Source organism: Lysinibacillus sp. UBA5994 (genome assembly GCF_002429725.1).
Lineage (GTDB): Bacteria > Bacillota > Bacilli > Bacillales_A > Planococcaceae > Lysinibacillus > Lysinibacillus capsici.
In genome coordinates, this window is record NZ_DJAU01000012.1 from 115,553 (window position 1) to 130,561 (window position 15,009).

General features: G+C 40.0%; 15 protein-coding genes. 13 read left to right on the plus strand and 2 right to left on the minus strand.

Features of this window, described 5'->3' with window-relative positions:
- Positions 1-117 precede the first annotated feature (117 nt).
- Complete coding sequence (locus B3D98_RS02990; protein ID WP_259948872.1) at positions 118-1,566, plus strand: tetratricopeptide repeat-containing diguanylate cyclase; 1,449 nt, start codon at positions 118-120, stop codon at positions 1,564-1,566.
- Positions 1,567-1,617: 51 nt separating this feature from the next.
- Here B3D98_RS02990 and B3D98_RS02995 read toward each other — a convergent pair whose 3' ends face one another.
- A complete protein-coding gene (locus B3D98_RS02995) occupies positions 1,618-2,166 on the minus strand; it encodes a GNAT family N-acetyltransferase (protein WP_288580464.1) in 549 nt (182 codons plus the stop codon).
- Positions 2,167-2,331: 165 nt separating this feature from the next.
- Here B3D98_RS02995 and B3D98_RS03000 point away from each other — a divergent pair, with 165 nt between their 5' ends.
- From B3D98_RS03000 to B3D98_RS03040, 9 genes are all read left to right on the plus strand, one after another.
- A complete protein-coding gene (locus B3D98_RS03000) occupies positions 2,332-2,802 on the plus strand; it encodes a DUF2975 domain-containing protein (RefSeq protein WP_048390401.1) in 471 nt (156 codons plus the stop codon).
- A gap of 10 nt (positions 2,803-2,812) precedes the next feature.
- Positions 2,813-3,034, plus strand: a complete 222-nt coding sequence (locus B3D98_RS03005) for a helix-turn-helix domain-containing protein (protein WP_004229042.1) — start codon at positions 2,813-2,815, stop codon at positions 3,032-3,034.
- A 118-nt stretch (positions 3,035-3,152) separates the two neighbouring features.
- Positions 3,153-3,803 (plus strand): TetR/AcrR family transcriptional regulator, encoded by a 651-nt coding sequence (locus B3D98_RS03010; protein WP_288580473.1) that lies wholly within the window; start codon positions 3,153-3,155, stop codon positions 3,801-3,803.
- A 58-nt stretch (positions 3,804-3,861) separates the two neighbouring features.
- Positions 3,862-6,180 (plus strand): ABC transporter permease, encoded by a 2,319-nt coding sequence (locus B3D98_RS03015; protein WP_288580476.1) that lies wholly within the window; start codon positions 3,862-3,864, stop codon positions 6,178-6,180.
- Between the two features lie 5 nt (positions 6,181-6,185).
- Entirely contained in the window at positions 6,186-6,941 is a 756-nt protein-coding gene (locus tag B3D98_RS03020; protein WP_259948878.1) for an ABC transporter ATP-binding protein, read from the plus strand.
- A 104-nt stretch (positions 6,942-7,045) separates the two neighbouring features.
- A complete protein-coding gene (locus B3D98_RS03025) occupies positions 7,046-7,564 on the plus strand; it encodes a sigma-70 family RNA polymerase sigma factor (protein ID WP_259948881.1) in 519 nt (172 codons plus the stop codon).
- On the plus strand, positions 7,551-8,213 hold the full coding sequence (locus tag B3D98_RS03030) for a TIGR04104 family putative zinc finger protein (RefSeq protein ID WP_259948883.1): 663 nt from the start codon (positions 7,551-7,553) through the stop codon (positions 8,211-8,213). Before B3D98_RS03025 ends, B3D98_RS03030 begins: the two co-directional genes overlap by 14 nt.
- Positions 8,214-8,354: 141 nt before the next feature.
- Entirely contained in the window at positions 8,355-8,906 is a 552-nt protein-coding gene (locus B3D98_RS03035; protein WP_004229030.1) for a biotin transporter BioY, read from the plus strand.
- A gap of 18 nt (positions 8,907-8,924) precedes the next feature.
- Positions 8,925-10,490, plus strand: a complete 1,566-nt coding sequence (locus tag B3D98_RS03040) for an amidohydrolase (RefSeq protein WP_288580483.1) — start codon at positions 8,925-8,927, stop codon at positions 10,488-10,490.
- Between the two features lie 34 nt (positions 10,491-10,524).
- Here B3D98_RS03040 and B3D98_RS03045 read toward each other — a convergent pair whose 3' ends face one another.
- The gene (locus B3D98_RS03045) at positions 10,525-10,734 is read right to left on the minus strand and encodes a hypothetical protein (RefSeq protein ID WP_048390417.1); all 210 of its coding nucleotides are present in this window, start codon (positions 10,732-10,734) and stop codon (positions 10,525-10,527) included.
- A 212-nt stretch (positions 10,735-10,946) separates the two neighbouring features.
- Here B3D98_RS03045 and B3D98_RS03050 point away from each other — a divergent pair, with 212 nt between their 5' ends.
- From B3D98_RS03050 to B3D98_RS03060, 3 genes are all read left to right on the plus strand, one after another.
- A complete protein-coding gene (locus B3D98_RS03050) occupies positions 10,947-12,716 on the plus strand; it encodes a glycerophosphodiester phosphodiesterase (RefSeq protein ID WP_288580487.1) in 1,770 nt (589 codons plus the stop codon).
- A 214-nt stretch (positions 12,717-12,930) separates the two neighbouring features.
- On the plus strand, positions 12,931-13,887 hold the full coding sequence (locus B3D98_RS03055) for a stalk domain-containing protein (RefSeq protein WP_288580489.1): 957 nt from the start codon (positions 12,931-12,933) through the stop codon (positions 13,885-13,887).
- A gap of 318 nt (positions 13,888-14,205) precedes the next feature.
- Positions 14,206-14,997: a DeoR/GlpR family DNA-binding transcription regulator gene (locus B3D98_RS03060; RefSeq protein WP_004229022.1), complete on the plus strand. Its 792-nt coding sequence runs from the start codon at positions 14,206-14,208 to the stop codon at positions 14,995-14,997.
- The last annotated feature ends 12 nt before the right edge of the window (positions 14,998-15,009 follow it).

Below are 15,009 nucleotides of genomic sequence, written 5' to 3' on the forward strand. Positions count from 1 at the left end.
TTTCTTTATTAGGCTGAATTACTTAATGTCGAAAAAATAAATGAGTCCAAAGAATTGTAATATTTTAAGGTCAAAGGTAGTATTAAAGAAGTAAGGATGAAGAAAAGGAGGGGCGGTATGAACGCACAAGAATTTGAAGAACTATGGATTACGCTTAATGAGTTATATAATGCGGATCGTTTTTTAGAATATATAGAAATAAGTAGTGCCGCAATTGAAAGTGCCATTAAGCTTGAAATGTACGATAAGGCTATCCTTCTATTACGTTATAGCTGTGCCAGTTATTTTCAAACGGGTGATTTACAGCTTTCTATAAGTGTCCTTGAACAATATCGTGAGTTAACCTTTCAACATGGCAACGATATTGATTTAATTCAATATTACAATTTAGCAGCCATTTATTGGGGAACATTTGGTCATTTAAAGAAATCAGAAGAGTTGATGCTGAAAGGCTTAAAAATTGCTGAAGCAATTCAGCACGTGGAGAGCATGGGGAAAATCTATAACAATCTGAGCGACTTAGAAATATCCATGGGAAGCTATCGGACAGCTAAGGAATTTGCCTTAAAGAGTTTATATTATGCGAATGCGTTTGAAATAAAGCATAAAGAGCCTTATACAGGGATTATCCATCCGAAGACAAACCTAGCTGTTGCACTTATTTGGCTTGAAGAATTTGAGGAAGCCAATACGATATTACAAGAATTAATGGCAACGATTCATCATCCACCCTATTCGAAAGTACAACTTGAGGTACTCAATGCCTATGCCTTCCTGTGTGAAAGACAGGGACGTATAAGTGAGGCCATAGATTTATATCAAAAGACAAAGCATTATGCTTTACAAAACAATGACCTTTCTTTACTTCAACTAATTTATAATTCTTTAGTGAAGCTAATTGAGGAGCAAGGCAATAAAATTGTATTATGTGCGATACAAAAGGAATATATAAATATTTTGTTAGAAATCCAGCGTGAAAACTATTCACATGTATTGTTTGAAATGGAATATAACGATCATAAGAAGCAGTTTGAAAAAAATGCCTATATTGATCCTCTGACGAATATTTACAATCGTCGCTATTTTGATGAACAGGCCAAAAAGATGGTCGAAAAGGCGACTGAAAATCATCAGCAATTGGCCCTGATGATGGTGGATTTAGACCATTTTAAAGAAATCAATGACATGAATGGCCATTTATTTGGCGATGATGCTTTGACGAATACAGCCAAAACTTTACAGGACTATTTTCAGCCCTTTGAGTCCATTGTTGCCCGTTTTGGTGGGGATGAATTCATTGTGTTGAGTCAAGTAAAGGAAGGTGAATCAGTGCAAACATTGGCTGACAACCTGTATCAAACCTTAACGGCACTGTCACTAACAGTGAATAATCAAACGGTTCAGTTGGAATTTAGTATAGGTGTCAGTACGAATGATCATGGCAAAATTCAGAAAGTAGAGGAGCTTATCCAGCATGCGGATGAAGCGCTCTATAAATCAAAGCGTAACGGCCGCAACCAAATTACGCACTATAATCATTATTGCGATGTGGGAAATGGTATTTAAAAGAGAGAGAGGCATATCTACGAGGGAAGTGCCTCTTTCGTAAACGTGTTGCTAGTGTGATGGATTAAGCAAGCCATAAAACACAATATCTTCAAAAGTACCGTTTTTATAAATATGATCCTTTAATGTTCCCTCATAGCGCATGCCACATTTCTCCATAATTTTCCCAGAGGCGGGATTGGAATGGAAATACCGGGCGTAAATACGATGATACTGTTTCTCCTGAAAGGCAAATTCTATCATCGCTTGAGCAGCTTCTGTTCCGTAGCCATTACCCCAATAGGGCTCTCCAATCCAATAAGCGATTTCTCCTCTTTGATGTTGGGATTGATTTGACAGTCCTATCGCTCCATATAATTGTCCACTTTGTTTGTCTGTTATCGCGAATTCGTAACTTCGATTTTCCTCAAAGTTTTGTTGATGCGTGGAAATCCATGATAATGCACGTTCTAATGTATAAGGATAAGGTAAACTCAATGTGCTTTTATAGATCGCATAATTGTTACATAAAACACTTACTTCCTGTGCATCTGCATTCGTAAAAAGTCGAAGTATTAAACGTGTCGTTTCTATCGTCTTTTCGATTGGTGAATAAATCATCGAATACCCCCTTTTCAATGGTTGGATTGATTATAGCACAATAAAAAGTAAAGTAAACCAAATAATGGGTGTTATAAAGTATCTTGAATTGGAATAAAAATTTATTGAAAAACGATAAATTATATGATAAATTAAACAGGAGAATAAATAAAAGAGGTGCGTAAGATGAAACGAGAAACGCTCTTTTTAAAGATAGCTGTTTTTCTAATAGGTATACCCGTTCTTGCCTTATGTGTATGGGTGGTGCCTCGTGTTGCTTTGAATACAGTGGAGCATTCTCCCATTTTAACCATTGTTGCTTTAATCGGCGTCTATGCAACGGCTATTGCTTATTTTGTTGCGCTATTTACGACGATCAAACTATTAAGCTATATTGACCAAAACATTGCATTTTCAGAGCTGTCTGTCAAAGCTTTAATCAAGATCAAATATTGTGCAATTATTATTAGTAGTGTTTACGTGGTTGGCATGCCACTGATCTACTATGCTGCGGAAGTAGACGATGCCCCAGGTCTTATCCTTATCGGAATGGTCATTATTTTTGCTTCCTTTGTCGTGGCAGTCTTTGCTGCTGTGCTGCAAAAGCTTCTAAAAAATGCCATCGATATCAAATCAGAAAATGATCTAACGGTTTGAGGTGAATACTATGGCAATGATCATTAACATTGATGTAATGCTGGCGAAACGAAAAATGAGTGTAACAGAGCTTTCAGAAAAAGTTGGCATCACGATGGCGAACCTTTCGATTTTAAAAAACGGCAAGGCCAAAGCCATCCGCTTTTCAACATTAGAGGCTATTTGTGAGGCATTGGATTGCCAGCCTGGCGATATTTTGGAATATCGGAAGAACGAGGAACTACAAAAATAAGGATCTGCATAAAGCAGATTCTTTTTTTGTAGAAATTATTGCCAACAGAAGTAGTCCTATGCTAGGATAAAGAAAAGATATATCGACAGGCAGTCGGTCAATTACAAGGAGTTGTCTTATGAGAGAAATAAAAAAAGCGGAAGAACGCAGAAATGAAATATTAGATGCAGCGGATGAATTATTTGCACAGAAGGGATTTGATGGCACTAGTACGAGTAATATTTTGGAAAAAGTAGGCATTGCTCGAGGCACCCTCTATTATCACTTTAAATCTAAGGAAGACATAATGGATGCGCTCATTGAGCGTTATACAAGCACAATGCTCGCAAAGGCGAAAACCGTTGCAGCAGACAAGACTATAGCTGTGAATGAGCGGATATTGCGCGTTGTCATGGCATTGAATATGCAAAATGAACAGGGTGGACAGGAAATGATGGAGCATGTTCATAGACCGCAAAATGCCTTGATGCACCGTAAAATACAGCAAGTGGTCATCAATCAAGTGCCACCAATCCTTACTGCCATTATTCGGGAGGGCATTGAGCAAGGTATTTACCAAACGCCTTATCCCTATGAGTGTATGGAAATGATTATCGCTTATACCAATACGGTATTCGATGATGATCTCGTCTTGATGACAGATGAGGAAAGAGCTGCTCGTATTCCGGCATTAATTTTTAATATTGAACGAATGCTAGGGGTGGAAAGTGGTAGCTTATTGTATATGATGCAAATGTTTGGAAATAAAGGAGGAGGCAGTCCGAACTAAATATTTTAGGTGTCTTGTTAGATTTGATGGCGATTAACAATATACAAAGAGGTGACTTATGTATTGGAAAATTGTGCGAAATGATATGGCAAATAGCAAGCTAATTACAGGTATGACCATGCTATTTGTGGCGGTAGCAGCTTTACTTGTCACACTATCAGCAGTACTTATGGTCCATTTGACAAGCGCAATTGACACACTGATGAAACAAGCAGAAACGTCTCATTTTCTTCAGATGCATGCAGGGGAAATCGATCAAGTGCGGCTTTCTGAATTTGCAGAGCAAAATAAATATGTAGATGAATATCAAATGAATGAATTTCTAAATGTGGAGGGCTCAAAGATCCATATTGCGGGTACCACATTGGCACATAGTGTGCAGGACAATGGTTTCAGCACACAAAGTGAGAAATTTGATTATTTACTTGATCTTGATGGTCATGTGATTGAAGTGGCAAATGGTGATATTTATGTACCTGTAAGCTATTGGAAGGACGGTATTGCCGACTTGGGGGATACTGTCATCGTTCAAGATCAAACCTTTACAATAGCTGGATTTCTAAGGGATTCACAGATGAACTCAATGCTGGCTTCCTCCAAACGCTTTCTTGTCAGTGAACAAGATTATGCAGCAATCCAGGAAGCGGGAACAGTTGAATATTTAATTGAGTTTCGTTTGAAAAATTTGGCGGATTTAAAGAATTTTGAGGAAGCCTATACAAGTGCAGGGTTAGAAGCAAATGGACCAACCATTACCTATAAGCTTTTTCAAATGCTGAATGCCATATCAGATGGGCTTATGATTGCTGTGATCTTGCTCATCAGTGTCCTTGTAGTCGCTATTGCGTTTATGTGTATTCGATTTACATTGCTCACTAAAATTGAAGAGGATACTCGAGAAATCGGTGTGATGAAAGCAATTGGCCTACGAGTGGCAGATATTCAGAAAATGTATCTAGCCAAATATGGCGTTATAGCTGTGATTGGTTGTATGCTCGGTTTTGCCTGTTCCTACTTCCTTCGAGATATTCTATTAGAAAATATCCGTCTGTTCATGGGAGAAACAGACAAAGTTTCACTCATTTGGTTGTTCACGGGTCTGGGGTTGTTGCTCGTGTTTATCGTGATTATGGGCTATGTACAATCGGTACTGAAACAGTTTCGCAAGCTATCAGCCACGCAGGCTCTGCGCTTTGGCACAATGCAAGGAAAAGGGCAACATGCAAAATTATTGAACCTCAGCGCCAATAAAAGGCTACCGATTAATCTTTTCCTTGGCATAAAGGATGTGCTATCACGAAAAACACTTTATGCGACAATGCTCGCAGTATTAGTATTGGCAACATTTATTATCATCGTCCCTCAAAACTTACACAACACAATTGCAGCTAAAAGCTTTATTACGTATATGGGTATTGGAAACAGTGACATCCGAATTGATATCCCACAAGGCAAGCAAAATGAACAACAGGTGGCAGCGGTGATGGATAGGCTTGAGCATGACACAGCCATTAAGAATTACACTGTTTTGACAACAAAAAAATTCACAACGATTGCTGAGGACGGAACAGCGCAAAACCTAAAAATAGAGCTGGGTGACCATACGATTTTTCCCTTAGAATATGCACACGGAGAGGCTCCAGTTGCTCCTAATGAAGTGGCACTTTCGGTGCTCAATGCAGAGGAGCTTCAAAAAAAGGTTGGCGATAGTTTAGCAGTGGTAATTAATGGACAGAAGAAAAATTTGAGGATTAGCGGTATTTATTCAGATATTACCAATGGAGGCAAGACTGCGAAGGCAGCTTTCTCTGACCAGTCTACGGATAGCATGTGGAGTGTCGTCTATAGTACGATGGCAGATCCATCTCTTGTTGCAGATAAAAGGGCGGAATATGCAAAAACCTTCTCATTTGCCAAAGTGTCAGGTATTGATGATTATATTTATCAAACTTTTGGTACGACGATTCATGCCATCGAAAAGGCAGCTCGTGCAGCACTCGTCATTGCCTTATTGCTGTGTGTGCTCGTGACATTATTATTTATGAATATGCTGATTGCGAAGGATCAAGCGCCCATCGCTATCATGAAGGCATTGGGATTCACGAATGTCGATATAGCTACACAATATGCTGCACGTTCGATTTTTGTATTACTGCTTGCTATCTCGATGGGGACGTTGCTCGCAAACTCGTTAGGTGAATATTTAACTAGTACGGTCATTGCCTCATTCGGAGCGGCTTCCTTTGATTTTATGATTAACCCACTAGCAGCGTATGTTTTTTGCCCACTAGCGCTTACAAGCGTTGTTCTGCTAGCTACGCTATTTGGTACGTCAAGGGCAGGGCAGGTAAAAATTATTGAGCATATAAAGGAGTAGAACCTATGAATATCGTAAGTGGTGAGCAAATAGCAAAGACGTTTCAAGTAGGCAAAGAACAGCATCCCGTTTTACTGGATGTATCAGTTGCCATCAATCAAGGGGAGTTTATTTCCATCATGGGCCCATCAGGCTGTGGTAAATCGACACTGTTGTATGCCCTTAGCGGGATGGACAGTATTGATCAAGGTCAGGTCATCTTTGATGGAATGGACTTAACGACATTAAGTGACAAAGAACTGGCTGATTTGCGTAGAACGAAAATGGGCTTTGTCTTTCAGCATCCGACCTTTCTAAAAAGCTTAAATATCCTCGATAATATCCTGTTACCTGCGATGCGTGATGAGCGAAAAAATGTCAGGGCCTTGACAGAAAGGGCACTACAGATCATGAACAAAATGGGGATTGCAGACTTGGCAAAGCGAGATATTACACAAGTGTCTGGTGGGCAGCTTCAACGGGCAGGCATCTGCCGGGCCTTGATTAGCAACCCGCAGGTGATCTTTGGAGATGAACCCACAGGCGCATTGAATTCAACGTCTGCTCAGGAAATCATGGATTTATTAGCCTCCATCAATAGTGAAGGCACAACGGTGATGCTTGTGACCCATGATCCAAAGATTGCCGCAAGAACAGAGCGTATCCTTTTTATGTCTGATGGTGCTATCGTGAATGAATTGAGATTGCCTCGATTCACAGGCACCGATTTAGACGATCGAATGGTCAAAGTTGTCTCTACTATGCAAAAAATAGGTATTTAGCTTGAAGAAATCCGTAATGATTTAAAAATTACGGATTTTTTTTTGATAAAATGAATCGCATTCGTTACGGCGACCGTCAGTAGTGTAGAAAGTAGGTGAGGGCAATGATGGCTATTGAACAGATAATCGAGGAGCACGGTGATTACTTACTAAAGGTCGCTTATCTATATGTAAAAAATAAGGCAACGGCGGAGGACATCGTGCAGGATGTGTTCATCGCCTTTTATCAAAAGCAGGGACAGTTTCGTCAGGAAGCATCCTTACGTACATATTTAGTGAAAATGACGGTTAATCGAAGTCACGATTATTTACGAAGTTGGAAAAGTAAACGACTGACATTGTTTGAAAAGATCACGGGGCGCACAACAGCTATGACACCTGAAAAGGAGATGCTAGAGAAAACTGTAAAAAAAGAGCTGGTGGAGGCACTGTTTGCATTATCAGTTGCCTATCGAGAGGTCTTGATTTTGTATTATTTTGAGGAGATGTCGACAGTGGAAATTGCACAGCTTGTACAATGTCCGGAAGCAACGATTCGCACAAGATTACAGCGAGCTCGTAAACAATTAGCAACAGCAATGGGTGACTTTGATTGGGAGGTGCTACGCCATGAATCAATTTAAAGAGGAACTATTAAAGGAGCTACAAGATGTCAAGCTCTCACAGCAGCGCAAACAAGTAATCGCGGAAAAAGCACGACGAAAAGTTCAACGTAAAGCAGATGGTCAATGGACGTATCGCATCGTGTTCGCAACCTTTACTATTTTTGTTATCGGTTTTAGCTATATCTTGACACAACAGAAGGGGCAACAGGGTTCAGGCCATCAGGCGGCTAGCCTACAGTCCGATAATTGGCATTGGTGGTCACTATTTGCTTCGGATTATGTAAGAGGAATGATTTTACTGAGCATTTTTATAGGCGCTACATTTATTGTCAAACGCTATCTATTGAAAAAGGGGTATGGTTTACCTGTTTGTATTGAATGTGGGGAGAGTTGGTCTGAGAAGGATGCACGTAAATTATATCGCAAAAATAGTGAAATTGTGTGCCCTCATTGTGGACAAAAACAATATCGCACAAAAAAATCCATGCAAATCAGTGGTGTAATGACGATGCCAGTGCCACTGCTGATTATGCTACAGTATGTTTTCCATCATTTTGTTATCGGTCTCATTTTCTTTTTAGTGGGCATGTTCTTCTACCATTATCAAATTGCGCCATATGTGTTTAAGCTACAAGAGAAAGACCCGATGAATGAACCTTTATGGTAATGATTTTGGCAAGAAATTGCTAGGCTAATCTAGCAATTTCTTTTTTTATTCTAAAATAGATTGACAATGGTTTTCATTTGCTTTATCTTTGTGTTAACTTATTTTTATTATTAGTTAACGCACAAGGGGAGGCTTTTTACATTGAAAAAAGGAAGTACATATCAATATGTGTTAGCAGCATTTGGGGCAGCAATAATCGCAGTTTTAGCACAGGTAACAATCCCACTACCACTTATCCCGATTACAGGTCAAACGTTAGCGGTTGGAATTATCGTGACGATTTTAGGGACAAGATTAGGCACGTTATCTGTTCTATTATATATTTTACTAGGGGCAGCAGGTTTACCTGTATTTAGCGGTATGTCAGGTGGACTAGGAATTTTAGTTGGTCCAACAGGTGGATATATTGTAGGCTTCCTTGCCACAGCCATTATTATGGGCTTATACTTAGATAAATTTGGTATTACATTTACTCAAGCTATTATTGCGAATATCATTGGGATGATTGTTACATTAGCGTTTGGGACAGTGTGGTTAAAAATTGTAGCAGATTATACATGGACAGCTGCCTTTATGGGTGGTGTTGCACCATTTATCGTGGTTGGTATCGTCAAAGCGGTACTTGCAGCATGGATTGGTGTGATCGTTCGGCGTCGCTTAGAAAGAGCGCACTTAATTGAAGCAATAGCATAGGACATGGGAGGAATTGTTTTGGCAACATTATGGACAGGTGGTAAGATTTACACGATGGCTCAGGTTGGTGAAACAGTGGATGCAGTCCTTGTTGAAGATGGAAAAATTGTGGCGACAGGCTCAGTGGAGAGCTTGTCGCCACTAGCTGCTTCTATCCAACATTTAGAGGGTAATATCATGTATCCAGGCTTTGTCGACAGCCATTTACATATTATTGGCTACGGAGAAAAACTCAAGCATCTTGATGTATCGGCAGTTACGAGTAAAGAGGCGTTACTTGTGAAGCTTCAGGAGCGAATGGCTCAGGCGTCAGCACATGAATGGGTCATTGCGATTGGACTAAATGAAAACCAATTTGAGGAGCCCGTTTTTCCGACCTTAGCAGAGCTAGATGCCCTTGGAGATGCTCATTTAATCATTAAACGGAGCTGTCATCATTTGATTCTAGCCAATTCCAAGGCACTCGCTTTTGCAGGAATTACAAATAGGACTCCTTCGCCAGAGGGGGGTGTCATTGACAAAGTAGATGGTCAGCTCACAGGGATCCTAAAGGATGCTGCCTTGTATTTAATTGTTAACCAGATGCCACATATTACACCTGCTTATATTGAGGATTCACTGACAAAGGCGGTGACCTCATTGCAATCCTATGGTTTAGTAGGGGGACATTCAGAGGATTTAAGCTATTATGGACCGCCAAGCCAGCCGATTCAGGCTTATCGCAAAATAGTAGAGGCACAGCAATCCTTTAAGGTGCATGTATTACAGCATCATACAGTCTTTGAAGAGGTTGCGAAGATGGATTTAGCTTCCTCACCATTTTTGGAGTTTGGTGCGATGAAAATTTTTATTGATGGAGCCTTTGGAGGTCGTACGGCTGCACTACGTCAGCCTTACTGCGATGATTCGGACAATGCAGGGATGCTTATTCATACAACTGAGCAATTAACAAGCTATGTTCAGCTGGCACGTCAATATGGACAAACCGTTGCCGTGCATGCCATTGGGGATTTAGCAATCGACACGATTTTAGACGTTTTTGCGGCATATCCTCCTCAGGAAGGTCAGCTTGATCGCGTAATTCACTGTAGCTTAGTCGATGAGGAACTATTAGCCAAGCTAGCTGCATTACCAGTGGCAGTGGATATGCAGCCGCAGTTTGTACAGGGAGAATACCAAGCAGAGCTATCGAGACTTGGAGAGGAGCGCGCACAGGGCTTACATCCTTTAAAATCGCTTCTTGACAGAGGGCTGATTGTCGCAGGCGGCAGTGATGCGCCAATTGAAGTGCCAAACCCGTTGCATGGTATTTATGCGGCTGTCACTAGAAGAAATTTTGAGGAAACACATGATGGCTATAACCCTCATGAGAAAATTTCCCGATTTGAGGCAGTCCGTTTGTATACAGTAGGAGCGGCTGAAATCATTGGACAGCAATTGATGCGTGGCAAAATTGCAGAAGGCTTTGCTGCAGACTTTACGATTTTACAAGAAGACGTTTTTACGGTAGAGATGGAGCAGCTTCCACACATTCAAGTCGCATGTACGGTTGTGAATGGTCAGATAGTATATGAAAATCGCTGAGAAGGTTATCCTTCCCAGCGATTTTTTTATGGGACTATTGTTTGTCAGTTAATTGTTTTACTTGTTGTTCTAGGGTCGACACACGTTTTGATAAGTCCTCTACTTGCTGTTGCATGGTTGGTGGAGGAGACACAGGGGCAGTGGATTTCATTTTTTTGATCATATGGATCATTACGAAAAAGATCGCTAGAAACATACATAAAAGAACGGTTGTACTAATGATATCACCAAGGTTGAATTTCATGTTTGCGCTCCTTTCTGTAGCGGGTATCTAGTTATATACAGGGTAGCCTGCTAAAAAGTTTCAAAAAAATGGTGAATGTCACGATTAATACAAAAATTGACGCCTACTTTGGTGTAGAGGAGTGCTATTTTATTGGCTTCGAGGAATGGGTCATAGCAGTCAAAACATACGTTAGTAGTGAGCGATTTTAACAGCATGATAGGGGTGAGTATGTGCACAAGGCAGGACAAGTAATGCGACAGGCTGTCCATAATATTTATGTTTATCGATTCGATTATGTACAGGTTTTCGCATTAATTAGAATCTTTCAGTTTTTATTAATGATCCCTGTAACCTCTATCGTATTGAAGCTCATGCTACGAGTAACAGGGTTTACACATATTACTGAGCAAAATTGGCAAAGCTTTGTGACGCATCCCTTTGTGATGATAATGATTTGTCTATTAATTTTGCTGTTTTTATTATTTGTATATTATGAGATGGGCTTTCTATTTCTCATGGCCTTTCATCAGCAACGAGGACTTCGCTACCGATTTCTTCCTTTATGGCAACAATTAAATCGCAAGGTTGTCTATTTTTTTAGTGTGCAAGTTCTATTTCTCATCGTCTATTTAGCACTATTAATGCCACTAGCTTCCTTTATGCTACCCCTTACATTGACTCAATCCATCTCCCTACCACATTTTCTAACTGAAGAAATCATGAGTAGTCGAGCGGGTAGGCTAGCATATGCTGCGGTGGCAAGCATTATCGTGATGATAGGTATTCGAAGCATCTTAACGTTACCTATCTTTACAATCCAGCCGAACATCTCTATTTTGCGTTCTTTTAAGCAAAGCTGGCGATTTTCCAAGCGTGGATTATTTGAACTAGTCGTGCTATTAGCTATGCTTTTAACAGGTCATCTGTTGATGATGCTTGGTATCACAGTGGTCGCTACGTTTCCCCTCTATTTAATTGAACGTTTAATGCCAAGTGCAGCCTTGGTTACGGCTGGGCTGACACTAGCCTTTTTAGAAATGGTCTTTGTGGTGCTATTTAGTTTATTACAGGCGATGTTTTCACAAGTTATGGTCGCCATCACGTATAATACGCTAGTTATAGGCAAATTGAGCGGGACTACACATCGGAAGCGGCGCTATAAGCCATTACTATTGATCAGTGGCATTGTGTTTCTCGTATTAAGTATGATGAATATCAATTCATTAGAGAAAAGTGTCTATGCGCCAGATACCAAAATTATTGCCCACCGCGGCTATGTAGCAGGCAATGTAGAAAATACAATTAGTGGATTGGTGAGTGCAGCCAATGCGGGGGCAGATTTAATTGAAATCGACATTCAACAAACGGTGGATGGGGAATTCGTCGTCTTCCATGATCGAACATTACGAAGGTTAGCAGGTAAAAATGGTGTTATTGCGAATATGACCCTGAGCGAACTAAAAACGTTAACCATTCATCAAAATGGCTTTAGCGATAAAATTGCTTCATTAGATGATTGTATTGAAATTGCCAAAGCGTTAGATGTGGCGCTTCTAATCGAATTAAAGGTGCATGGTCAAGAAACAGAAGATGTTTTACCTAAATTAGTAGAGAAGCTACGAAAATACAAGGTGCTAGATTCCTATTATGTGCAATCCGCTGATGGACAGAAAATGACGCAATTAAAAAAATTGGTGCCGAATTTGCGAGTCGGTATTGTCTATGCACTCAATATTGGACCGATGGAGGAAAATGTTGATTTTATCGCACTGGAGGAATCCTGGGTAACGGAGCAGCTTATCCAAGAATTGAAGCAACATCCGACCGATTTATTTGTTTGGACACTCAATGACGACCGCTCCCTGCAAACCTTTATCGAAAAAAATGTCAGCGGCGTCATCACTGACCACCCCGACGTCGCCCGCGAGCTAAGAACCCAGCAAAGCGAAAACCAGTATTTCTTACAGCGCATCCTGAATCGTCTGAGATTTATCTTTTGATCAGGGGAGAATAAAATTGCGAAGAAGCGAATATCCAAAAGCAAAGCACCGCCATCTAGTAAATCGAATATTCAAGAGAAGTCGCTCGCAAATCGCTATAGCTCAAAATGAGGAAGCAAAGCTCTAGCCATAAAAATGGAGACAGTTTGTAACCTTTTTCGTGTGAACACGACTACTTTATTGAATTCGGGAAAATGAAGGAGATGCTTTTTGTATGAAAATGACGAAAGTCGTACCATTTGCTATGTCAGCATTATTATTAGGGGGCGCGATTGGAGCTCCAACTGCATCAGCGAACGAAGGAGAGGCTACTGTGATTAACGCAGAAACTTCGGAGCAACAAGTGCAGCCTATTTTTATTAAAGTGACAGGTACAGTTGAAAACGTAGAAGTACGTGAAAATGCCACATACTATACAGTGGTTGATGGTGACAATACAAATATTGTGATTGCCAATAAAGACTCATTAGTTTTTGACAATATGGGAAAAGAAGCCAAGCTTCAAAAAGGAGATAAGGTGTCAGCTTACTCATATGCCAAGAAGCCGATGCTTGCGATTTATCCACCACAATACAACCCAGAAGTAATCATTGTAGAAACAGAAGAAATGGGTAGCGTGGAAGTGGATTTCTTCAATAAAGATTTAGTGGATACTGAAAATAACCTCAAGTTAAATGTTGGGGAAGACACGAAGCTAGCAAGTGCTACTGGCAAAGCTGTGAAAGTGGACGATTTAAAAGAGCAGCATTTAGTGGTGTTCTACACAATCGCAACGATGAGCATCCCTGCTCAAACACCGCCATCAAAAGTGATAGTATTAGATACAATTGAGAAAGAAGAGCCTGTTGAAGTGGATCCAGTTCCAACACCAGAACCAACTCCAGCTCCAGTTGATTCAGCGGTTCAAGAAATTATCAATAAAGACTTTTATGAAGTAGATGGGACAAAAATGGTGCCGCTACGCTTAATCGCTGAAAAGCTAGGCTTTAAAGTAGAAGTAACGCCAAAAGGTGCCATTGTTTCAAAAGGAGCCCTTTCGTATACAATTACGCGAGGTCAAAAAGAATATGGTTATAATAAAGCGCTTCGCCAATTTAAAGTAGCCCCTGCTTTATTAGAATCTGGCAAAACATACGTACCTGTTGAATTTGTAGAGGAATTAACAAAATAATCTCGTCATCTCCCTTTATGGTTTCTACCATGAAGGGGGATTTTTTATGGGAAAAAATAGTTGTAGAAAAATATTTTAAAAAAGGTTTTAGAGAGCAGTTGGAGACAACTGAAATTGGTTTTTTGTGGAGTTTTCATTTTACGCTTAAGAGAAATAAGTGGCTTTAGAGAGAAAAAATCATACAGAAAATAAAATTCAGAGTATTGACAATTATTAAACTATTATTTAAAATTCAAAACAAATCCACATAAATACAGAAATAAAGTGTTGGATTTGTGGATTTTGTTGGATTTAACTTTGTGTTTGGAGTGATGATGTATGTCTCTTTCGTTTGAGGAACGTAAAAAAGTGATTTTAGATATTTTAGATTTAGAAGGAAAAGTGAAGGTAAGTGATGCAGAGCAGCTATTAAATGTATCAGGCGAGACTATACGTAGAGATATGGATCGATTGGAGAAGGAAGGGCTTCTACACAAAGTCTATGGGGGGGCTGTGAAGGCAAAGGAAAAGTATGAGAGGACCTTTGAACAGAAAACGTCACTTAACAATATAGAGAAGAGAAGGATTTGTAAGGCTGCTGCAAGTATTGTGGAAGACGGTGATGTTATCTTTATCGGTCATGGTACAACAGCCTATGAAATCGTTCGTTATTTAGGTGATAAGCCCAACGTCATTGTCGTCACAAATTCACTCCCAGTTCTATCATTAGCCGCAGAATGCTTTCAAGGGAAGGTGCTCTTTGCGGGAGGAGAATATGAACATCGACAAAAATTTATGGGAGGTCCATTAGCTGATTTATTTTTTAATCAACTAAAGGCAAATAAAGCCTTTGTTGCTGCAGGCGGAATTTCGTTAGCAGATGGTATTACCGACTATGATATTACGGGCGCAGCGATTTCAAAGAAATTAATAGAGCGGGCAGAAAATACGATTATTTTAGCAGACCATACGAAATTTGGTGTCTCTACATTTGCGCATATTTGTCATTTAGAGGACGTTTCGATGGTGATTACAGATCAAAAGAGCTCCACACAATGGCAGGAACGATTACAGCAGAAAAAAGTGGAATTATTCATTGCAGGTGAAATGTTGGATGACGTCAATGTATAGGAAGGTGGAAAC